The organism is Mucilaginibacter roseus (assembly GCF_021215455.1).
GTDB classification, from domain to species: Bacteria; Bacteroidota; Bacteroidia; order Sphingobacteriales; family Sphingobacteriaceae; genus Mucilaginibacter; species Mucilaginibacter roseus.
In genome coordinates this window covers 255748-279094 of record NZ_JAJPWV010000004.1, presented here as the reverse complement: position 1 = coordinate 279094, position 23347 = coordinate 255748, and the positions used below count along the sequence as shown (strand labels likewise).

General features: G+C 46.2%; 20 protein-coding genes. 1 reads left to right on the top strand and 19 read right to left on the bottom strand.

All coding sequences use genetic code 11. From position 1 onward, the window contains the following. Positions 1–44: 44 nt before the first annotated feature. The 14 genes from namA to atpD form a co-directional block, all read right to left on the bottom strand. The gene (gene namA / locus LT679_RS14495; RefSeq protein WP_232178322.1) at positions 45–1115 is read right to left on the bottom strand and encodes an NADPH dehydrogenase NamA; all 1071 of its coding nucleotides are present in this window, start codon (positions 1113–1115) and stop codon (positions 45–47) included. Positions 1116–1245: 130 nt separating this feature from the next. Then, positions 1246–2496, bottom strand: coding sequence for a threonine ammonia-lyase IlvA (gene ilvA, locus LT679_RS14490; RefSeq protein ID WP_232178321.1), 1251 nt, complete (start codon positions 2494–2496; stop codon positions 1246–1248). A gap of 6 nt (positions 2497–2502) precedes the next feature. Next, a complete protein-coding gene (locus LT679_RS14485) occupies positions 2503–3666 on the bottom strand; it encodes a 2-isopropylmalate synthase (RefSeq protein ID WP_232178320.1) in 1164 nt (387 codons plus the stop codon). Between the two features lie 136 nt (positions 3667–3802). After that, the gene (locus LT679_RS14480; protein WP_232178319.1) at positions 3803–4561 is read right to left on the bottom strand and encodes a methyltransferase domain-containing protein; all 759 of its coding nucleotides are present in this window, start codon (positions 4559–4561) and stop codon (positions 3803–3805) included. Positions 4562–4661: 100 nt separating this feature from the next. Continuing rightward, the gene (gene leuB / locus LT679_RS14475) at positions 4662–5732 is read right to left on the bottom strand and encodes a 3-isopropylmalate dehydrogenase (RefSeq protein WP_232178318.1); all 1071 of its coding nucleotides are present in this window, start codon (positions 5730–5732) and stop codon (positions 4662–4664) included. Between the two features lie 80 nt (positions 5733–5812). After that, positions 5813–6406, bottom strand: coding sequence for a 3-isopropylmalate dehydratase small subunit (leuD, locus tag LT679_RS14470; protein WP_232178317.1), 594 nt, complete (start codon positions 6404–6406; stop codon positions 5813–5815). Positions 6407–6425: 19 nt separating this feature from the next. Next, complete coding sequence (locus tag LT679_RS14465; protein ID WP_232178316.1) at positions 6426–6863, bottom strand: GxxExxY protein; 438 nt, start codon at positions 6861–6863, stop codon at positions 6426–6428. Positions 6864–6877: 14 nt separating this feature from the next. Next, complete coding sequence (gene leuC, locus LT679_RS14460; RefSeq protein ID WP_232178315.1) at positions 6878–8296, bottom strand: 3-isopropylmalate dehydratase large subunit; 1419 nt, start codon at positions 8294–8296, stop codon at positions 6878–6880. Between the two features lie 162 nt (positions 8297–8458). After that, the gene (gene ilvC, locus LT679_RS14455) at positions 8459–9517 is read right to left on the bottom strand and encodes a ketol-acid reductoisomerase (RefSeq protein ID WP_232178314.1); all 1059 of its coding nucleotides are present in this window, start codon (positions 9515–9517) and stop codon (positions 8459–8461) included. 181 nt (positions 9518–9698) lie between these two features. After that, on the bottom strand, positions 9699–10346 hold the full coding sequence (gene ilvN / locus LT679_RS14450; RefSeq protein ID WP_232178313.1) for an acetolactate synthase small subunit: 648 nt from the start codon (positions 10344–10346) through the stop codon (positions 9699–9701). A gap of 60 nt (positions 10347–10406) precedes the next feature. Beyond that, on the bottom strand, positions 10407–12146 hold the full coding sequence (gene ilvB / locus LT679_RS14445; protein ID WP_232178312.1) for a biosynthetic-type acetolactate synthase large subunit: 1740 nt from the start codon (positions 12144–12146) through the stop codon (positions 10407–10409). Positions 12147–12257: 111 nt separating this feature from the next. Continuing rightward, positions 12258–13964: a dihydroxy-acid dehydratase gene (ilvD, locus tag LT679_RS14440; RefSeq protein WP_232178311.1), complete on the bottom strand. Its 1707-nt coding sequence runs from the start codon at positions 13962–13964 to the stop codon at positions 12258–12260. 341 nt (positions 13965–14305) lie between these two features. Continuing rightward, positions 14306–14554 carry an ATP synthase F1 subunit epsilon gene (atpC, locus tag LT679_RS14435; protein ID WP_228950203.1) on the bottom strand — a complete coding sequence of 83 codons (249 nt, stop codon included), beginning with the start codon at positions 14552–14554 and terminating at the stop codon, positions 14306–14308. 87 nt (positions 14555–14641) lie between these two features. Continuing rightward, entirely contained in the window at positions 14642–16147 is a 1506-nt protein-coding gene (atpD, locus tag LT679_RS14430) for a F0F1 ATP synthase subunit beta (RefSeq protein ID WP_232178310.1), read from the bottom strand. A gap of 447 nt (positions 16148–16594) precedes the next feature. Between atpD and dapA the strand changes: the two genes are divergently transcribed. Further along, a complete protein-coding gene (gene dapA, locus LT679_RS14425; protein ID WP_232178480.1) occupies positions 16595–17476 on the top strand; it encodes a 4-hydroxy-tetrahydrodipicolinate synthase in 882 nt (293 codons plus the stop codon). Between the two features lie 61 nt (positions 17477–17537). Here the strand turns inward: dapA and LT679_RS14420 are convergent, their stop codons facing one another. The 5 genes from LT679_RS14420 to murC form a co-directional block, all read right to left on the bottom strand. Next, on the bottom strand, positions 17538–17714 hold the full coding sequence (locus tag LT679_RS14420) for a histone H1 (protein ID WP_194101056.1): 177 nt from the start codon (positions 17712–17714) through the stop codon (positions 17538–17540). Between the two features lie 320 nt (positions 17715–18034). Next, positions 18035–19630 carry a cell division protein FtsZ gene (gene ftsZ / locus LT679_RS14415; RefSeq protein ID WP_232178309.1) on the bottom strand — a complete coding sequence of 532 codons (1596 nt, stop codon included), beginning with the start codon at positions 19628–19630 and terminating at the stop codon, positions 18035–18037. Positions 19631–19756: 126 nt separating this feature from the next. After that, a complete protein-coding gene (ftsA, locus tag LT679_RS14410; RefSeq protein ID WP_232178308.1) occupies positions 19757–21112 on the bottom strand; it encodes a cell division protein FtsA in 1356 nt (451 codons plus the stop codon). Between the two features lies 1 nt (position 21113). Next, the gene (locus LT679_RS14405; protein ID WP_232178307.1) at positions 21114–21986 is read right to left on the bottom strand and encodes a cell division protein FtsQ/DivIB; all 873 of its coding nucleotides are present in this window, start codon (positions 21984–21986) and stop codon (positions 21114–21116) included. Beyond that, entirely contained in the window at positions 21976–23334 is a 1359-nt protein-coding gene (murC, locus tag LT679_RS14400; RefSeq protein ID WP_232178479.1) for a UDP-N-acetylmuramate--L-alanine ligase, read from the bottom strand. Before murC ends, LT679_RS14405 begins: the two co-directional genes overlap by 11 nt. Positions 23335–23347 lie beyond the last annotated feature (13 nt).

The following is a 23347-nucleotide window of genomic DNA, read 5'->3' as shown; positions in this document are numbered from 1 at the left end:
AATAATTTTCACAATAAACTATGGACCATGGACAATCGACTAAATCAACTCCATTTCGCGCGCTCATATTGCAGTGGCCATGTTATCTCCTGGCCAAGCTCGTGGGCGGCACGTAGCGGGAAATGCGGATCGCGTAGTAATTCGCGTGCTAAAAGTACAATATCGGCCTGTCCGCTTTCAATAATAGCGTTTGCCTGTGCCGGTTCGGTTATCATACCTACGGCACCGGTAAGTATGCCGGCTTCTTTTTTAATGGCTTGGGCAAACTCAACCTGGTAGCCGGGCTTTACCGGTATTGACGCGCGCGGCACATTACCGCCGGTTGAGGTATCGATCAGGTCGACACCGGCTTCTTTTAATTTTTTAGCCAGCGCTACAGAGTCCTCAATTGTCCAGCCGCCATCGGTCCAGTCGGTAGCCGAAATGCGTACAAATAGGGGCAGGCTGGCAGGCCAAACCTCCTTAACAGCCTCAACCACTTCAATTAACAAGCGAATGCGGTTTTCAAAGCTGCCGCCGTATTCATCGGTACGGTGATTACTTAATGGGGAGTAAAATTGGTGCAGCAGGTAGCCGTGTGCGGCGTGTATCTCTACCACTTTAAATCCCGCGTTCAATGCCCGCACCGTAGCTGCTTTAAAATCAGCTTTTACTTTTTCGATACCTGCTTTATCCAGTTCGGTAGGGGCTTCGGTACCCTCAGCAAAAGGCAGGGCACTGGGCGCTACCGTTGGCCAGCCGTTAGGCTGATCGGAAGGAATAAGCTTACCGCCTTCCCAGGGGCGCTGATGGCTTGCCTTACGGCCGGCGTGTGCCAGTTGTATACCGGTTACCGTGCCTTGCTCATGTATAAAGTCAGTGATTTCTTTTAGTTTTTCGATGTGTTCATCTTTCCAGATGCCCAGGTCGGCAGGGGAGATGCGGCCTTCTGGCGATACCGCCGTAGCCTCGGTGATCAGCAGGCCTGCGCCGCCAATAGCACGGCTGCCCAAGTGTACCAGGTGCCAGTTATTGGCAAAGCCATCGGTGCTTGAATACTCGCACATTGGCGATACGGCGATGCGGTTACGCAGGGTAACCTCTTTTATAGTTATAGGTGAAAAAAGTGTGCTCATTATTTAAATGTTTCAACAAATATGAACACTCAGGTTTTGGTATTGTTCAGCGGATTGTAAAATGCAAAGCCGGATCATGGCAGTGATCCGGCTTAAAATGTATACTTTAATTAAGGTTGACTAAAAATGCTTACACCAAATACTCAAACAAAGTTCGATCGCGGTTTATCTCAATAACATCAAAACGATGAGCCGCCATACGTTGCAGCAGGGCAGGGTAGTCTTCGGCAGCTTTTAGTTCGATACCTACCAGCGCCGGACCATTCTCCTTAGCGGTTTTTTTGATGAACTCGAAACGGGTAATATCATCACCTGGGCCAAGCACATTGTTTACAAACAATTTTAGCGCGCCCGGGCGTTGCGGAAAGCGAACGATGAAGTAATGTTTAAGCCCTTCGTACAGCAGCGATTTTTCCTTGATCTCGGCCATGCGGTCAATATCATTATTACCACCACTGATAACGCAAACTACCTTTTTACCTTTTATCTGCTCCTTACACAAATCAAGCACAGCGACAGACAGCGCACCCGCCGGTTCAACCACAATCGCATCCTCGTTATATAATTTCAGGATGGTGGTACATACCTTACCTTCAGGTACAAGCAGCATATCATCCAGTACTTCGCGGCAGATCTGATAAGTCAGTGCACCCACACGTTTTACCGCGGCGCCATCCACAAAACGATCAATTTCGTCCAGTGTTACCGGCTCGTTGTGTGTAAAAGCCCCTACCATTGAGGGGGCACCTTCCGGTTCAACACCTATAAGGGTGATGCCGGGCTTTTGCTGTTTCAAGTAAGTGCCTACACCGGCAGCTAAACCGCCGCCGCCAACGGGCATTATTACCGCCTCAACATCGGGTAGTTTATCCAGTATCTCAACGCCTACGGTACCCTGTCCCTCAATAACCCGTTGGGTATCAAAAGGGGGGATGAAGGTCATGTTATTGGCCTCGGTGTAGGCTAATGCTTCGCGCAAGCAATCATCAAAGGTATCGCCGGTAAGCACGATCTCTACATTGTCGCCGCCAAACATTTGGGTTTGTTTAACCTTTTGCTTGGGGGTAATTTCGGGCATAAAAATAACGCCCTTGGTGCCCAGCTTACTGCATGAAAATGCTACACCCTGCGCATGGTTACCCGCGCTGGCGCAAACTACGCCACGGCTTAACTGCTCAGCATTTAACTGGCTGATCATGTTATAAGCGCCACGCAGTTTGTATGAGCGTACTACTTGCAGGTCCTCACGTTTGAGGTATATCTCACACTCGTATTTTGCCGACAAGCCGGCATTGTATTGCAGAGGGGTATGGTTAACCACCCCGTCAAGCCGTTGGTAGGCTTGTTCAAAATCAAGCTGATGTTCGGTTTCCGTACTCATCAATAATTATTTTACTAAGCGATAAGCCATCAAACCTTGCAGGTCGGTATCATTTATATCCAGTTTGCTATCCGCCAGCGTTAAAAAGTTTTTGTAAACATCGGCCAGTTCTTCTTTATCTAACTGGAAACCCAAGCGCTCCAGGTGGAATTTCAACGCGTGCCTGCCGCTGCGAGCTGTTAATACGATGCTCGCGCTCGGGAAACCTACATCTTCCGGACGTATGATCTCGTAATTCTCACGCATTTTCAGAAAACCATCCTGATGTATGCCTGAGCTGTGCGCAAAGGCATTAGCGCCAACAATCGCCTTATTTGGCTGAACCGGCATGCGCATTTGAGTGCTCACCATGCGGCTCATTTCATAGAACTTGGTGCTGTTGATATTGGTATGCAAGCCCAGCGTTTGGTGCGTTTTCAGGATCATTACCACTTCCTCGATAGAAGTGTTACCTGCACGCTCGCCAATACCGTTAATGGTACCCTCAATTTGGCGGGCACCGTTTTGCAAACCGGCGATGGAGTTAGCCGTTGCCAAACCTAAGTCGTTATGGCAATGTACGGATATAATGGCTTGATCAATGTTACGTACATTTTCTTTCAGGAAACGGATCTTGCTGCCGTACTGATCGGGCAGGCAATAGCCGTTAGTATCGGGGATGTTTACTACCGTTGCACCGGCAGCAATAACGGCCTCAACCATTTTGGCCAGGTACTCAATATCAGCACGACCGGCATCCTCGGCATAAAACTCAATATCTTCAACAGATTTTTTGGCGTATTTAACGGCTTCAACAGCGCGTTCTAAAATCTCTTCGCGCGTGCTGTTAAATTTATGCTTGATGTGCATATCACTTGAGCCGATGCCTGTATGTATACGTGGGCGTTTGGCATATTTAAGCGACTCGACCGCTGCATCAATATCACCTTTATTGGCGCGGGTAAGTGCGCACACGGTAGGCTCTTTTACGGCTTTTGATATTTCAACAACGCTTTGAAAATCGCCTGGGCTCGAGATAGGGAAGCCCGCTTCAATAACATCCACGCCGAGCGCTTCCAGTTCGCGTGCTATCTCAATTTTTTCGGGGGTTGTTAACTGGCAACCCGGTACCTGCTCGCCATCGCGCAGCGTGGTATCAAAGATGTAGACTCGGTTGGGATCGTGTAACATGTTTTCTTTAGATTTTAGATGTCAGATCTGAGATGTGAGAGCCTTTCACTTACATATCCCATTCTTACACCGGTTTTATTCTATATTTTTATTAATCTCTGTGAGATAGATCATTTCACGTCTCACATTTCAATACTCAAATCTCTTTTACCGCTATAAACCTTAAACGCTTATAGTCAGCATACCATTGGCCGCCTTCGTTGTAATGCGGTTCAAGCAGGGCGGTAACTTCCTGCAACATTTGTTTTTTCTCGTCTTCAGGCACGCCAACTAAATACAGCGGCGCAAACATGGTAATCCATTTGGCTACACCCTGGTCGCCATCCTGCAATGGAGTCTTTCGGTCAAAATGCGCCGCGAACGATACCCTGAAACCATGTGCTTCCAGTTTTGATGTGTATTCACCTAACGATGGGAAATACCATATCTCGCTTTTGGCCTGCTGGTGATATCCGTGCTGCTGCAATACCTGTTTGGTAGCGGCAATCAGGTGCTGTACGTTGCCTTTACCACCCATTTCGGCTACGAAACGACCGCCGGGTTTGAGGCTTTTGTAAACGCAATCCATCATGGCATCGGCATTTTTTACCCAGTGCAAAACGGCATTGCTAAAAACGGCATCATACTTTTCGGTAGACTTGAATTTAGTGGCATCCTCAACCGCGAAATCAACATCAGGGTAATTGGCTTTTGCCTGGCGGATCATTTCCACCGAGCTGTCTGTACCCTTAACTATAGCGCCCAGATCATGCAGTTGTTGCGTAAGATAGCCGGTACCGCAGCCCAGGTCGAGTATATGCTCACCGGGTTGGGCATCAAGCAGTTCCAATACATTTTCTCCGTATTGAAATACGAAGGCGTGTTTCTGGTCGTATAATTCAGCGTTCCATTTCATTGGTACCCCTCTCTTATCTCCCCAAAGGGGAGAGGTCTTTTTTAATTTTTAACAATAACCCTTCTCAATATCTCCTCCCCAGTGGGGAGGCCGGGAGGGGTTACAAATATTCCAGCACCTTTTGCCCCATGGCGGTGGTGCCTAATATTTTGGCTTTGTCGGTATTGGCATCGGCAATGTCGCCGGTGCGGTAGCCGTCTTTTAATACTTTGTCGATAGCGTCGGTTATCTTTGTGGCTTCCTCTTTCAGGCCGAAGCTGATCTCGAACATCAGGGCAACGGATAAGATAGAGGCCAGCGGGTTGGCTTTGTCCTGCCCGGCAATATCATGCGCCGAACCATGGATAGGCTCAAAAAAGCCGGTACCATCACCCACAGAGGCCGAAGCCAGCATACCCATTGAGCCTGCGATTTGCGAAGCCTCGTCGGTTAGGATATCACCAAAAAGGTTAGCGGTAAGTACCACATCAAACTTTTTAGGGTTTTTAACCAATTGCATGGCGGCATTATCAATAAACATGTGTTCGGTTTCAACGTCGGGGTAGTTTTTGGCTACTTCCTGCACTACCTCACGCCACAGGCGCGATGCCTCTAACACGTTAGCCTTGTCAACAGAGCACAGGCGTTTACCGCGTGCGCTTGCAGCTTCATAAGCCTTGGTGGCAATGCGCTCTACCTCATAACGGTGATAGATCATCAGATCCGATGCGGTGTTACGGTCTTCGCTACGTTTTTTCTCGCCGAAGTAAACATCGCCGGTCAGTTCGCGGAAGAATAAGATATCCGTTCCCCTTAAAATCTCAGGCTTCAGGCTCGAAGCGTCCAGCAGCTCATCAAACAGCATGATAGGGCGCAGGTTGGCATACAGGCCAAGCTCCTTGCGTATCTTCAGCAATCCCTGCTCCGGGCGTACCTTTGCCGATGGATCGTTATCATATTTTATATGGCCGATAGCGCCAAACAGGATGGCATCACTGGCTTTAGCTTTTTCTAAAGTTTCATCAGGCAGCGGGTTGCCGGTTGCCTCAATGGCAGCATGGCCCATCAGCGCTTCGTCAAACGTAAATTCATGACCGCCTGCAGCGCCAACCTTCTCCAATACCGCCTTACCCCAGGTAGTAACCTCCGGCCCGATGCCGTCGCCTGGTATTACTAAAATGTGTTTTTTCATTTGCCCCCTAACCCCCTAAAGGGGGAATAAGTGTTTATTATGTATGTTGTAATTAATTGAATCGGCTCTTTGGTTCCCCTTTAGGGGTTAGGGGCCTTTTCGTATTCCTCTACTGCTTGCCTGTTGCTCAGTATATAATCAATGTCATCGTACCCGTTTATTAAGCAGGCCTTTTTGTATGGATTGATCTCAAAATTTTCCTTTTCGCCGGTTGATGATATGCGGATAAACTGATTCTCCAGGTCAATCTCCACCTCAGTGGTGTGATCGGCAAAAACAGCATCGAATATTTTTTTCAGGAAATCGTCGCTCACCTGTACCGGCAATAAGCCATTGTTTAGGGCGTTGCCTTTAAATATATCAGCAAAAAAACTGCTTACTACGGCATCAAAACCATAATCAGATATGGCCCACGCCGCATGCTCGCGACTGCTGCCGCAACCAAAGTTTTTACCCGCAACCAATACCTTGCCGCTATAGGTAGGGTGGTTGAGTACGAAATCGGCTTTCGGCTGATCGTTCTCGTCAAAGCGCCAATCGCGAAACAGATTATTGCCAAATCCCTCGCGGGTAGTGGCCTTTAAAAAACGCGCGGGAATGATCTGATCCGTATCAATATTCTCGATAGGCAGAGGCACCACGCTGGTTTGTATATGTTTGAATATTTTTGTCATGGACTCGATTTTTTAGAATTTAAGAATTCACAGAATTTTGGTACTGCGAACTACTCAGTAAATTGTATTTCTTGTTTAACAAGCGCTTAAATTGCAAGCTTTTGCTGCCAAAATTTATCAGTAATCCTGTTTTTAAATTATAGGCTTCCAGGTAATTTATTCCTTGAGCAAGATGAACATCCTCCAGGTTGATCAGTGCCTTTAATTCGACCATGATCTCATTGTTAACAAAAAAGTCAACGCGCCTGCTGCCGATCAGGATACCTTTATAAAAAATCGGCATATCCATCTCTCTTTTATGATCAAGCCCTGCTTCGCGCAGCTCTATTTCTAACGCTCGTTGATAAATTACTTCCTGAAAACCATTACCCAAAGCTGAATGCACGCGCATAGCACATCCAATAATGCTACTTGTAGCATCATTAAATTCTTCGGACGTGCGCTTGGTTACATTCATTCGGGTAATTCTAATTATTCCTGAAATTCGAGTTCTGACAACATTTCCCTCACATCCGTTACCCTACCCGTAATGGCTGCCGCTGCGGCGGTTAAGGGGCTGGCTAAAAAGGTGCGGGAATTTGGTCCCTGGCGGCCTTCAAAGTTGCGGTTTGAGGTGGATACGCAGTATTTACCTGCCGGTATCTTGTCCTCGTTCATGCCCAGGCACGCGCTGCAACCCGGTTCGCGCAGTGGGAAGCCTGCCGACTCAAATATCTTATCCAAGCCTTCGGCTATAGCTTGCTGCTCTACCTGTTTTGAGCCGGGTACTACCCAAACCACTACGTTATCTGCCTTGTGTTTGCCTTTTACAAATGCTGCCACCTGGCGCAGATCCTCAATACGTGAGTTGGTGCAACTGCCGATGAATACATAGTCGATAGGTTTGCCTAACAATTGCTCATTATCATGCAGGCCCATATAATCAAGGGCTTTTTTGTATGAACCCTGTTCTTTGGCCTCAAAATCCTCAGTAGCAGGTACGTGTTGCGTAACACCGATGCCCATACCCGGGTTAGTACCGTAGGTGATCATCGGCTCAATATCTTCAGCCTTAAAGCTCAATACCGAATCGAATTCAGCATCTTCGTCAGAGTAAAGCGTTTCCCAGTAGGCTACGGCTTTATCCCATTCTTCGCCTTTAGGAGCAAATTCACGACCTTTTACATAGTCGATAGTAGTTTGGTCGGGCGCTATTAAACCACCACGGGCACCCATTTCGATGCTCATATTACAGATGGTCATGCGGCCTTCCATGCTCAGCGAACGGATGGTATCGCCGGCATACTCAACAAAGTAACCGGTACCGCCGGCGGCCGATATTTTGCTGATGATGTATAGTATTATATCTTTTGCACCTACACCTTGCTGTAGTGTGCCGTTAACTTCAATTTTCATGCGTTTAGGGCGCGATTGCAGTAAGCACTGGGTGGCCAGTACCTGCTCAACCTGTGAGGTGCCAATACCAAACGCTATCGATCCGAAGGCGCCGTGGGTAGAGGTATGGCTGTCGCCGCAAACATAAGTGCTGCCCGGGCGGGTTATGCCCAGTTCAGGGCCAATTACGTGCACAATGCCCTGGTATGGATGGCCAAGGCCATAAAGCTCAACGCCAAATTCGGCGCAGTTTTTTGTGAGCATATCCACCTGGTAGCGCGATAGCTCCTCCTTTATCGGCAGGTGCTGATCCCAGGTAGGTACGTTATGGTCGGCCGTGGCTACGGTTTGCTTTGGCCTGAAAACAGGTAATCCACGCTGGCGCAATCCGTCAAATGCCTGCGGACTGGTAACCTCGTGGATGAAGTGTGTATCGATGTACAAAATATCCGGGAATCCCTCCTTGCTGCTCACAACGTGCGCATCCCAAATCTTATCAAATAATGTCTTTGCCATTTTTCTTTTGTCCTATTGTGTATGTAATGTGCTTTAGTCAGTTAGTTTGCACATTACATGGTTAACTCTTAATTGCTTAGCAATATATCCCCCTTTGCACAGGCAAAGGGGGATGAGTTATTTTGTGGCTGTCGCCTTTGTGCTTTAGCTTTTGCTTAAAACTTACGCTTCTACCGCCTGGTTCTCAGGGCGAAGGCTGCGTACAGTTTTACCTGCCTGCCATAATTCGCTGTCGCGTAGTTCGGCAAGTTCGGCGTTAAGTTTTTCGCGGTAATCAGGCTGGCTGTTCGAGTCGATAGAACGTTGTGACTCTTTACCGGTAGCAACGCTGTTATATAATTCTTCAAATACCGGTTTAGTAGCGTCACGGAATTTCTTCCACCAGTCAAGCGCGCCGCGTTGTGCAGTGGTTGAACAATTGGCATACATCCAGTCCATACCGTTTTCAGCAACCAGTGGCATTAATGATTGAGTTAATTCTTCAACAGTTTCGTTAAATGCCTCAGATGGTGTGTGTCCGTTGCTGCGCAATACATCGTACTGAGCGGCAAAGATGCCTTGGATACAACCCATCAAAGTACCACGCTCGCCGGTAAGGTCACTGAATACTTCTTTCTTGAAATCAGTTTCAAACAGGTAACCGCTACCTACAGCGATACCTAAGGCAATAACACGCTCCCAAGCTTTACCGGTTGCATCCTGGAAGATAGCGAAGCTTGAGTTTAAGCCACGGCCTTGCAAAAACATGCGGCGCAATGAAGTGCCTGAACCTTTAGGGGCAACCAGGAATACGTCAACATCAGCTGGAGGCACGATGCCGGTTTGCTCGTTAAAAGTGATACCGAAACCGTGAGAGAAATATAGTGCTTTACCAGGGGTTAAGTGTTTTTTAACAGTTGGCCAAAGCTCAATCTGCGCTGCATCGCTAAGCAAGTAGCAAATGATGGTACCTTTTTCAAGGGCTTCTTCAATTTCAAAAAGAGTTTCGCCGGGTACAAAGCCGTCGGCAATTGCTTTATCCCAGGTTTTTGAGTTTTTACGCTGACCAACAATTACGTTAATGCCATTGTCTTTTTGGTTTAAAGCCTGGCCCGGACCTTGAACACCATAACCAATAACGGCTACAGTTTCGTTTTTTAGGACGTCCTGAGCTTTTGATAAAGGGAACTCTTCGCGGGTAACTACATTTTCTTCAGTACCGCCGAAATTTAATTTTGCCATGATTCTTTGTTTTTGTTGTGTGATGCACCTACCGGCGCTTCACCTTGGTTTTATTGTTTTTAGTTCTTAGTTACTTATTATTTTGAACCTGAATTATCAGAATTTAAGAATGAACAGAATTTATATTGCTTGATGATTATTCTGTTAATTCTCTAATTCCTTAAATTCCGGTTCTGAATTATTACATCGTAAACACCTTTTGCCCCTGGTTCAAATATTCATTTTCGATAACATCCTCACCTGGCTCAAGCCTTTCAAATTCGCGTAGCTTGGCATTGAAGCCTTCGCTGTTTTTTATGATGGCTACACGCGCGCTGCGTACAAACTCTATCAGGCCGTAAGGCTGCAATATCCTGATCAGCGATTCGGTTTCCTCACGGTGGCCGGTGGTTTCAAACACCGTGTAATCCTTACGGATCACTACCGCGCGGGCACCATTTTCACGCAGTAAACGCTCAACGCTAACCTGCTCGGCAATAACGTTGGTTGATACCTTGTAAAGCGCCATTTCCTGCCAGATCACATCAGCATTGGTATGATAGTACACTTTTAGTACCTCAACCTGTTTCTCTATCTGACGGCACAGCTTACGCACTACTTCTTCCGTTTCGTTTATCACGATAGTGAAGCGGTGTATGCTGTCAATTTCAGACGGCGATGTGTTCAGGCTGTCGATATTGATCTTACGGCGTGTAAATATAATAGCAATTCGGTTTAAAAGACCAATTTGGTTTTCGGTATATACCGTTATGTTGAATTCCTGTTTAGCCCCACCTAAATCCTCCCCTGCAGGGAGGACTTTTTTATTTTCAGTTGATAAGTTTGTCATGATCTAAATTCTGTTGAAAGTTTTATCTCACCTCCCCTTCAGGGGAGGTCGGGAGGGGCCTTATTTAAGCCTTATTTCAGATACGCTGCAACCTTGTGGTACCATCGGGAATACATTGTTCTCCTTGGTAACCATTACTTCCAGCAGGAATGAGCCATCTTGGTTGAGCATCTGCTCTAACGCAGAGGTTAGTTCAGCGCGGTCGTTTACAGATTTACCCGCAATGCCGTAGCCACTTGCCACACGAACAAAGTCGGGGCTTTGAATATCTACAAACGAGTAACGGCGCTCGTTGAACAGCTCCTGCCACTGGCGCACCATGCCTAAAAAGCGGTTGTTCAGAATGATGATCTTTACGTTAATTCCGGTTTGCATAATGGTACCCAGCTCTTGCAAGGTCATCTGGAAACCGCCATCGCCAATAATGGCAACCACCGGACGATCCTGCGCACCAAATTTAGCACCTATGGCAGCAGGCAGGGCAAAGCCCATGGTACCTAAGCCGCCGCTGGTAACATTGCTGCGGGTTTTGTTGAATTTAGCATAACGGCAGCCCACCATCTGGTGCTGGCCAACGTCGGTTACAATAACGGCATCACCGCCGGTAAGCTCATTCAGAACCTTTACTACTTCACCCATCGTCATTTCTTCAGTTGATGGGTTTAGTTCGTTATGAATAACAGCCTCTACTTCCTGGCGGGTATAATCATTAAATTTTGCCAGCCATTCGGTATGCTGTTTAGCCTCTACCAGTTCGGTAAGCAGGGGTAGGGTTTCTTTACAGTCGCCCCATACTGGTACCGTAGTTTGTACGTTCTTATCGATCTCTGCCGGGTCAATATCCAGGTGGATCACCTTGGCTTGTTTGGCATATTTATCTAAACGGCCGGTTACACGGTCGTCAAAGCGCATACCAATAGCGATCAATACATCGCACTCATTGGTTAAAACGTTAGGGCCATAGTTGCCGTGCATACCCAGCATACCCACGTTCAGCGGATGATCCGTCGGGATAGCACCCACACCTAAAATTGTCCATGCTGATGGAATGCCTGCCTTTTCAATAAAAGCCTTGAATTCCTGCTCGGCGCTACCTAAAATTACACCCTGTCCAAACAGCACAAATGGTTTTTTAGCCTGGTTGATCAGCGCGGCAGCTTCTTCAATATATTGTTTACGAACAATAGGTTTCGGCCTGTAGCTGCGGATATGGTTGCAGGCAGTATAGCCCTCAAAGTTGAATTTCTGTATCTGGGCGTTCTTGGTAATGTCGATCAATACAGGGCCCGGGCGACCGCTGCGGGCAATATAGAAGGCCTTGGCAATAACTTCCGGTATCTCGTTAGCATCCGTTACCTGGTAATTCCATTTGGTAACCGGTGTGGTGATGTTGATCACGTCTGTTTCCTGGAAGGCATCGGTACCCAACAGGTGCGCGAATACCTGGCCGGTGATACAAACCAATGGTGTGCTGTCTATCTGCGCATCGGCCAAACCGGTAACCAGGTTAGTAGCGCCGGGGCCGCTGGTAGCGAACACTACGCCAACCTTGCCCGATGTACGTGCATAACCCTGTCCGGCATGAATACCGCCTTGCTCATGGCGCACCAACACGTGGTTCAGTTTTTCGTTATAATCATACAAAGCATCATAAATAGGCATGATGGCCCCGCCCGGATAGCCAAAAATGGTATCGGTACCCTCGGCAATCAACGCCTCAAGCAATGCTACTGAACCCGAAACTTCTACAGTTTCCTTTTTCGTGGTTGGTGCAGGTAATTCCTGTTGTGCAACTTCCATGGTTTAACCCCCTTAATCCCCCTGAAGGGGGAATTTTTTATTAGTTATTTCTTTTTGTTATAATCTCTTTGTGAGTAAAATTTCCTACTCCCCTTTAGGGGCTGGGGGCTCTTACTCATCCGTAACACAACCCTCAGCGGCTGTGCTTACGGTTTTGGCATATTTGTAAAGCAGGCCTTTGGTTACTTTAAGCGGCGGTTGTTGCCATTGTGCCCTGCGGGCAGCAATTTCCTCGTCGCTCAGTTTTACGTTCATGGTGTTGTTGATGGCGTCAATCTCTATACGGTCATCATCTTTAACCATGGCTATCAGGCCCCCCTCAAATGCTTCGGGGGTGATGTGGCCAACCACAAAGCCATGTGTACCGCCCGAGAAACGCCCGTCGGTTATCAAGGCTACTGAGCTGCCCAAACCCGCGCCAAATATGGCTGATGTTGGTTTAAGCATCTCCGGCATACCGGGAGCGCCCTTAGGGCCCACGTTGCGGATCACTACCACATCACCCGGTTTGACTCGCCCTGACATTATACCGTTTATCAATTCAAATTCACCGTCGAACACGCGGGCTGGGCCTTCAAAGCGCTCACCCTCTTTGCCGGTAATTTTAGCTACGCTGCCACCCTCGGCAAGATTGCCGTATAAAATTTGCAAGTGGCCGGTCGCTTTTATCGCCTGATCAACTGGAAGGATAATCTTTTGCGTATCGAAATCCAGTTCAGGGACTTCGGCAAGGTTTTCAGCCAGGGTTTTACCGGTTACGGTTAAACACTCGCCATGCAGCCAGCCTAATTTTAATAGGTACTTCATTACAGCCGGTACGCCTCCAACCTTGTGCAGGTCTTCCATCATATACTTGCCGCTTGGCTTCATGTCGGCCAGTAGCGGGGTACGGTTGGTCAGTTCCTGGAAATCATCCTGCGTTAATTTTACACCTACGCTTTTCGCTATCGCGATAAGGTGTAACACGGCATTGGTTGAGCCACCCATTACCATGATGGTGATTATAGCGTTCTCGAAAGCCTTGCGCGTCATGATGTCGCTTGGCTTAATATCTTTTTCAAGCAATACCTTTATAGCTTTACCGGCCGCGCGGCATTCTGCTTGTTTTTCTTCGCTCAATGCAGGGTTTGATGATGAGTAGGGTAAGCTCATGCCCATTGCCTCAATAGCAGCGGCCATGGTGTTGGCGGTATATATACCACCGCAGGCACCAGCGCTTGGGCAGGCGTTTTTCACCACGCCCATAAAATCCACATCATCTATCTGGCCGGCTATTTTTTTGCCTAAAGCCTCAAAAGCCGACACAATGTTCAGGTCCTCGCCCTTCCAATGGCCCGGTTTGATAGTGCCGCCGTACACCATGATTGACGGGCGGTTAAGGCGCCCCATGGCGATCAGTGAGCCCGGCATGTTTTTATCGCAGCCCGGCAGTGTAATCAAGCCATCATAATATTGCGCGCCGCAAACTGCCTCAATTGAATCGGCAATTACATCACGGCTTACAAGCGAGTAACGCATACCTTCGGTACCATTGCTCATACCATCGCTAACGCCAATGGTGTTAAATATCAGGCCTACCAGGTCTTCATCCCAAATACCTTGCTTAACAACTTTAGCCAGATCGTTCAGATGCATGTTACAGGTATTGCCTTCATAACCCATACTGGCTACGCCCACCTGCGCCTTCTTCATATCATCGTCGGTAAGGCCAATGCCGTAAAGCATGGCTTGTGCCGCCGGTTGGGTAGGGTCCTGCGTTAGGGTTTTGCTGTATTTGTTTAATTCAACAGCCTGTAAAGTATCTGTAGTATCGCTCATTATCTTTGTATATTTTATAACCGATGTTAGGGTTCGTAATCGATATTGTAATGTAGAAAGACAGGCTTTTTATCGCAATAGTGGCGGATAAAAATTTAAAACAATATTTAATTCGTTTTTTTTCTAAATTTTAGAATTATATTTTAAAAAAGATCATATTTATAAAATTAATAATTTAGCTTATTATACCAAAGTGTAAATTGGTATTCGGTACATATTCTATGCGTGCATAGTAAAGTGCTCAAATTCTGCCTGAAATTGCCAAAACCGTAAACTGGGTGCAAAAAAAACGCCCCGGTAAACTTGTTACCGGGGCGTTAGCTTTTTTATTCTTTTAAAGGTTAGTGCGAAATACCTTCAGCCAGTACGGTAACTTTATTATTGGCAGCTTCAACAACCCCGCCTTTAATAATAAAAGTTTCTTTTTGTACCGAACCACCGCGCACGATCAATTTGCCATCCTGCAGGATAGAAATAATAGGAGCGTGGTTATTAAGTATTTCAAAAGCACCCAGTATGCCTGGTACGGTAACCGAAGTGGCCTCGCCCTCAAATACTGTTTTATCTGGTGTAAGAATTTCTAAAGTCATTTATTGTTTAGATTTTAGAGTTAAGAAGCAAGAATTAAGAGTAATTTTGGTCTTAACTCTTACTTCTTAACTCTCGACTCTTATATATTAAGCGTTAGCTTCGGCTAACAATTTTTTACCTTTTTCAATAGCGTCCTCAATGTTACCTACAAGGTTAAAGGCTGCTTCAGGGTATTCGTCAACTTCACCGTCCATAATCATGTTGAAACCTTTGATGGTTTCTTTAATGTCAACCAGAACACCTTTTAAGCCTGTAAATTGCTCGGCAACGTGGAACGGCTGAGAAAGGAAACGCTGAACACGACGGGCGCGTGACACAACCAGTTTATCTTCTTCAGACAGCTCGTCCATACCTAAGATGGCGATAATATCCTGAAGCTCTTTGTAACGTTGCAGGGTTTCTTTAACGCGTTGAGCGGTGTTGTAGTGCTCATCGCCTAAAATAGCCGGGCTAAGGATACGTGAGGTTGAATCCAGAGGGTCAACCGCTGGATAGATACCTAACTCAGCAATTTTACGAGAAAGTACGGTAGTAGCATCCAGGTGGGCGAAGGTTGTAGCCGGCGCAGGGTCGGTCAAGTCATCCGCAGGTACATATACTGCCTGTACTGAGGTAATTGAACCACGTTTGGTTGATGTGATACGCTCCTGCATCAAACCCATCTCGGTAGCCAGAGTTGGCTGGTAACCTACCGCTGATGGCATACGGCCTAATAATGCCGATACTTCAGAACCTGCCTGGGTGAAACGGAAAATGTTGTCGATAAAGAACAGGATATCACGGCCTTTACCACCTTCTTCATCACCATCGCGGAAGTATTCAGCAATAGTTAAACCTGAAAGTGCCACACGTGCACGTGCACCAGGAGGTTCGTTCATCTGACCGAACACGAAAGTAGCTTTTGAATCTTTCAAAGCTTCGGCGTCAACCTTGCTCAGGTCCCAGCCACCTTCTTCCATAGAGTGCATAAATTCATCACCATATTTTATAATGCCTGATTCAAGCATCTCACGTAAAAGGTCGTTACCTTCACGTGTACGCTCGCCCACACCAGCAAATACTGATAAACCTGAATATGCTTTCGCGATGTTGTTGATCAGCTCCTGGATCAATACCGTTTTACCTACACCGGCACCACCAAACAAACCAATTTTACCACCTTTAGCATAAGGCTCCAACAAATCGATAACCTTGATACCGGTAAACAATACTTCGGTTTCGGTTGATAGGTCGTCAAACTTTGGTGGGTTGTTGTGGATAGCACGGCCGTTAGTTTTGTCAAGCGCGGCAATACCGTCAATCGGGTCACCAACTACGTTAAATACACGACCTTTGATAGCATCACCAATTGGCATTTTAATAGCTGCGCCTAAATCGGTAACAGGCATACCGCGTAATAAACCGTCGGTTGAATCCATAGCTATGGCACGTACCCTGTCTTCGCCAAGGTGTTGTTGTACCTCAAGCACAATTTTCTGACCGTTTTGTTTAGTGATCTCTAAAGCGCTGTAAATTTTAGGAAGAGTGCCCTCGCTAAAGCTTACGTCAACTACGGGACCGATGATCCGCGATATTTTTCCAGTGTTTGGCATATTATAACCTGATATTAAAATATTTTAGTGTTTGTCGAGTGTATTGTTACAATGATACTATTCGAGGCGCAAAGTTATGATTTATAACGAAATATTTATACCCTGTTAATAAGATTTTTCCATTGTTAATTAGTTGACAGGAATGGTGATAATTCATATATAACAGTTATAGCAGAAGCAATCAATAGCACTGATAATTAATGGTGGTACATGGTACTATATGATTTACGCCTCGTCATGCTAAGCCTGTCGGGCATTAATACATTGTTCAGGCCTTCTGCGCATACCCTTCGACAAGCTCAGGGTGACAGGCTTGCTTATGATTGCCGCCTTGTCATGCTGAGCTTGTCCAAGCATTAGTACACTAATAAAGCGGCTAAATAAAATCTCTACCAATCTGCTCAACAATTTTCAATTTTGCTATCTTAGCAGGCTCTAAATATAATGATGAATAAATTCTTCGGAACAGGAGTAGCGATGGTGACTCCTTTTCAGCCAGATGGCCAGGTAGACTTCGACGGATTAAATAATCTGATCGAACATTTGATTGACGGCGGGGTGGAATACCTCGTAGTTTTAGGTACAACCGGCGAAAGCGCCACCCTGAGCAAGGAAGAGAAGAAGAAGATATTTAAGTTTGTTGAAGAGAAGAACAACGGCCGCTTACCATTGGTTGCCGGTATCGGCGGTAATGATACCCGTGAGGTTGTTGAGTTGATAAAAGGTTTTGACAGTGCCGGCTATGATGCTATCCTGTCAGTAAGCCCATATTACAACAAACCAACACAAGAGGGTATATACCAGCATTACAAAGCGGTTGCCGAGGCATCGCCATTGCCGGTAATATTATACAATGTACCCGGCCGTACAGGCAGCAACATAGCGCCTGAAACTACCGTACGTTTAGCTAATGATTTTGATAATATTATCGGCATAAAAGAAGCTGCGGGCAATTTTGACCAGTTTAACCAGATACTGCGCGACATGCCTGAGGGTTTCCTGTTCATATCAGGTGATGACCCGGTAACGCTGCCGTTGATTGCCATGGGTGGGGCAGGGTTGATCTCAGTAGTAGGCAACGCCTTGCCGCGCGAACTGAGCGACATGGTGCGCCAGTGCCTTGCCGGTGATTTTAAAACTGCCCGTAAAGCACATTTTGATTTGATAGAATTTACCCGCCTGATGTTTGTTGAGGGTAATCCAGCCGGCGTTAAGTCGGCCCTTAAGCAGTTAGGTATATGTGCTGATATCTTACGCCTGCCGCTTGTGCAGGTAAGCAGCGCTACTGAACAGGCTATAGCAACTGAAATTAAAAAGATAAAAGCATAAAAACACAAAAACCGGCTTCGGCCGGTTTTTAATTGGTCAGTGCTTTAGAAAATCCTAATACTTACTCTTTGTTCTTGGTGTCCTGAACTTCCAAACGGATAGTTTGAGCTAAGTTTTTAAGATCCTGCAAACCTTTGCGTAAACGGGTGCCCGCGGCGCTATTGCCTTTACTGTAGAATTTTTCGGCATCAGTCTCCAGCGAAGACACGAGCTCTTTCAGTTCGCTAAATTTTTTCATTTTAGGTTACTCCTTTTTAGATAATTGAGTTTAATTGTTTTACTGAAGCTAATCTAAAATTGTTTTTATTGAAAACGAAATTTTCCTAAGCAAAATCTAATCTCAAAAGGTTGATTTTTTCCACATTTTCATTGATTAGCAGTTATTTAGACTGTTTCTTGCTAAAATATCATATAACAAAGGCTTAACACGCTGTTTATAAGCGATTATTTAAAGTATCGGCCTCCTGGAGTTACTGCCGCCCATGTTACACTCTGTAATCAAAATAAAAGCCCCTGCAAGGGGGATGCAGGGGCTTAAGAAATATGTTTGGGTAATAGTTAATCTACATTATCGTGCAGAAACGAATTGTTGTTCCTGATCTCCGTTTTACCTTCGTCATCAGGTAATAAGGAGAAGCGTGAGATCTGGCTTTCGTTTGATGCAGGAGTTTGCTGCAACGCGATCTCCTTACGTTTGTAAGCCGGAACGTTTTCCATTTCCTGCAGATTGCCTGAGCGCAGTTTCATGCTCAAGTCTTTCAATCGCATAATGCGCTCGCGAGATTTTCGCAATTGCTCTTCCATTGACTCCTCGGTCTTGTCATCATCAGCACCGGCAACTGGCTCAGGAGTAGGTTCCGGCTCGGGTTGTACAGGCTCAACGGCATGGTATTGCATTACCGATTCTGTTACTTTAAAAGTAAAATCGGTAGCTTCTGGTTCTGCAGCAGCTTTAGGCTCTTCGGGCGTTAGCTGGTGCCTAACTACAGGCGCGTTAGCATCTTCAGTTGAGCGTGAGGCAAACAGATCAAATAAACCGGTTTGTTTAATCTCTTCCTTGGCCTTCATGTAAGGCTCGGCCACCGCGTCGGGCTTAACCGGGTTAATAAATTCGTTAACCGGTTTAACCATCGGCGCGTCCTCAGGTATCAGCATAGAAACTACTTTCTTGTTGCTGATCTCTTTCTCGCGTTCATCCTTGGTTTGGAAACCTGTAGCAATAATAGTAACCGATATTTTATCACCTAAATTCTCGTCGCGGCAATTACCCCATATAAGGTCGGCAGCAAGTCCTGCTTCTTCCTGTATATAATCAGTAATTACGCTAACCTCATCCATGGTAACCTCTTTATCACCTGAGGTGATGTTAAGCAGGATGTAGCGTGCGCCTTCAATCTCGTTATCTTTTAACAATGGCGATGCCAGGGCACCTTCAACCGCTTTTAGGGCACGGTTTTCACCATCGGCAGCACTGCTACCCATTATGGCTACGCCGCTATCTTTCATTACGGTGCGCACATCTTTAAAGTCGACGTTGATATAGCCTGGTAGCGTAATAATTTCTGCGATGCCCTTAGCGGCAGTCGTCAAAATATTATCGGCCTGGCCAAAAGCTGAACCCAGGGTAAGGTTGCCGAATATCTGGCGTAATCTGTCGTTTGAAATTACCAGGTACGAGTCAACATATTTCTTAAGTTCTTCCAAACCTTCCTCAGCCTGCATTTTACGGCGTTTGCCTTCAAATGAGAATGGGGTAGTTATAATGCCTACGGTAAGTATATCCAGTTCGCGGGCTGCTTTGGCAATAATAGGGCTTGCACCAGTACCGGTGCCACCGCCCATACCTGCTGTAATAAACAGCATTTTGGTATTAGTGCCAAGCATTTGCTTAATATCGTCAATATTCTCGATAGCTGAGTTTTTTCCAACCTCGGGTATTGAACCTGCGCCCATACCTTCGGTAAGGCTGGCACCTAACTGCACTTTATTCGGGATTGGGCTAAGCTCTAAAGCCTGCGCATCGGTATTACAAATTATGAAGTCGACACCGGTAATTCCCTGCCTGTACATGTGGTTTACAGCGTTGCCACCACCACCGCCAACACCAATTACTTTGATGATTGACGATTTTTCTTTTAACATCTCAAACTGCATATCTCTTGTTTTCAGCTAAATGTATTTTGACGATCAGTCAGAATTCTCTATCGTAATATTATAACTTTTTCCACAATGTTTTTCCACAATTGTCGATATTGTGGAAAAGTTTTCGTTTGTGAATAATTACTTCAGGAAATCCTCATCCTTTATATCATCCTTAATAAACTTTTTACCGCTTTCTAATATTTTACTTAGCAGGCCATATTTTTTCTCTTCGCCACCTGTGCTGTACTTCACTTTTTCCGGTTTGGCAACCGCAGGCGCCGTTAGGGTAAGCGTATCATACTCCATTTTCTGAATACCTTTTATCAGCAGGCCAATGCCTGTGGCAAACGTAGGGCTTTGCAGCTCTTCATAAATACCTTTTGGTAAAACCTCGTTTTTAGCCAGGTGCTCGTTAGGGTAGCCCACGCGGCAATCCAGGCCGGTTACATATTCAACCAGTTGGGTTAGGTGTTTAAGTTGTGCGCCACCACCGGTTATCACGATACCGGCGATCAGTTTTTTCTCGTATCCGGATGATTTGATCTCGTAGTACACGTGCTCGATTATTTCTTCCATGCGGGCCTGGATAACGAATGCCAGGTTTTTAACCGAGATCTCTTTTGGCTCACGACCGCGCAAACCCGGTACGCAAACAATTTCGTTCTCTTTGTTCTCGTCAGCCAAGGCCGAACCGAAACGCACTTTCAGTTGCTCTGCAATGTTGCGCATAACTGAACAGCCCTCACGGATATCCTCTGTCACACTGTTACCGCCAAATGGAATAACGGCTGTGTGGCGAATGATGCCCTCGTGGAAGATGGCTACGTCGGTAGTGCCACCACCAATATCAACCAATACAACACCCGCTTCTTTCTCTTCGTCGCTTAATACCGACTCTGATGACGCCAGTGGCTCCAAAATCAGTTCAGAGCTTTCCAAGTGTGCTTTATTAACGCATTTAACAATATTTTTAATAGCGGTAACCTGGCCTGATATGATATGAAAGTTGGCCTCCAAGCGTACGCCTGCCATACCAATTGGGTCCTTAACGCCGGGTTCGTTGTCAACAGTAAACTCCTGCGGCAATACATGAATAATCTCCTCACCCGGAGGCATCACCAAGTTATACATATCTTCAATCAGCTTATCAATATCCTTGCGGGATATTTCGCTTTGCAGATCGCGACGGGTTATCAGGCCGCGGTGCTGTAAGCTTTTAATATGCTGTCCCGCAATACCCACGTTCACTACCTTAATTTCAACGTTTGATTGTGTACCGGCCACATCAACAGCCTGCGATATGCCCTGTACAGTTTTATCAATGTTTGACACCATACCACGGGTAACACCGGCCGATTCCGCCTTGCCTATACCCAATACCTCTATCTTTCCGTTTTTGCTGCGGCGGCCAACAATGGCGCATATTTTTGTAGTCCCGATATCCAATCCTACAATGATTGGTGAACTTTTCTCCTGTGATAAACCCTTGTCCATTTTACTGTTGTTTTATTTGCGATGTGTCGTTATTCAGTTCAGTTGTTGTATCCTTTTTTACGGGATTGCTTTTCTTTCTGGTCGTGTCTGTTTTGCTGTCCTCATTCTTGATGCCTATCACCTGGTTGGTGTACTTAACATTAAGCGCTTTATACTTATCCCACCCAACCTTTGGCAAAGCCTGTGTATAAAAGGCTTTAAGGTTGCGGAATTTAACATCCAGCGAATCAGCATTACCTAACAATATTTTTTGATTACCCACACGTGGTATCAGCTCAATTTCGCGCGCCTGGTTTACATATATCTGCGCTACCTGCGCATCCCACAACGAATCTTTACGGATATAACCGGCTGTTTGGTATAACGATGCCGCCAGCTTGGTATGCAGTGTATCAACCCGGTTTGCAAACAGTTCATCAATGTACCCGTTGGCAACAACCACACGGGCAGTAAAGTTGTTTGACAGCGGCATCTTTAATCCGTGCTGATCCACGTAAAAATCCTGATCGAACCGGTTGATAATGCGTAGTATAGGCTGGCGCTGAATGATCTCAACTTTAATCATGCCGTCCATATCGGTATATACCTTGGCAAACTCTACAAAAGGGTTGGCCTTAAGCTGGTTTTCCAATTCGTGAATGTTGATATTTTCCAACCGGCGGCCTTCGAGCGTATGGCTGGTGGTATGCAAAATATTATCTACCTCCTGCCTGTCAATAAAATACTGGTTGCCGGGTATGTATACCTTAATGCCCTTGCATACCACTTCGGCCTTTTTTATTTCGATAAAACTCATGAGCGCAACCAGGCCACCCAGGCAAATTACCCAGGCCGAGCCAACAAGTATGCGGTTCCATATGCGTTTAGCCGACATTTTCAAACACCTTTTTTAATGGTTGCACCAACTGGTCAATATCACCTGCGCCTACCGTTAAAAGTAGCTCAGGTTTTTCATTTTCTATTATTTGTATAGCCTCTTGTTTTCCACATTTACGCTTATTCCACATTTTCATCTTACTGAGTATCAGCTCGGAATTTACACCCTCAATCGGCAGTTCGCGGGCGGGGTAGATGTCGAGCATCAACAGTTCGTCGCTCATGTCAAGCACCTCGGCAAAGCCATCGGCAAAATCGCGGGTGCGGGTGTACAGGTGCGGTTGGAATATGGTAGTCAGCTTTTTATCCGGATATAAAGTTTTTACAGATGATATAGCCGCGCGCAACTCCTCAGGGTGGTGGGCGTAATCATCAATAAAAATGTGTTTGTCGCTTTTTACGATATACTCAAAGCGGCGTTTTACCCCCCTGAATGATTCAAGGGCGCTTTTGATGGCTTCGGCAGATACATCCAATCGCAACGCCACCTCAATCGAGGCAACAGCGTTTTCGATGTTATGCAACCCGGCAATACCCAGGCAAATGTTGCTTATGGTAACCGCGTTGTTTTTAAAGTCGAAGTAAAAGTTACCGTTCTCTACCCGGATGTTTTCAGCCACAGCATCGGCCTCACCGTTTATGGTATAGGTTGTGCCGTTTGCCAGTGGCAGACCTTGTTTATGTATCAGTTGTCCGCCTTGCTTTATCTGTGAGGCAAACAGCGTGAACGATTCTGTTAAATGTGAGTGATCGCCATATATATCCAGGTGATCGGCATCCATTGAGGTTACCACGGCAACATCAGGGTGCAGGGTAAGGAAAGAGCGATCGTACTCATCGGCCTCAACCACCACAATATCGTTTTTACCGAACAATACATTGCTTTGGTAGTTGGATGAGATGCCACCGAGAAATGCCGAGCAATCCGTGCCTGAATCTTTCAGGATATGAGCGATCATGCTGGAAGTAGTGGTTTTGCCATGCGTACCGGCCACCGCAATGGTGAACCTGTTGGCACTGATGAGTCCTAATACTTGTGAACGTTTATATAATGTAAAACCTTTATTGGTAAAATAATTCAGTATTGCCGAATCCTTAGGAATAGCGGGAGTATAGATGATGAGCGTGCTATCATCCGGTTGCTGAAAGCTCATTTGTATCTCAGCAGGTTTATCCTCAAATATAATGCAGATACCCTCGTTACGCAGGCTATCAGTTAAATCGGTCGGCGTTTTGTCGTACCCGCAAACAACACAACCCAGCTGATGGAAATAGCGCGCAAGGCCACTCATGCCGATGCCGCCTATGCCCACCAGGTAAACCCTCTTTATGTTGCTTAATTCCATCATCACTTAAAAT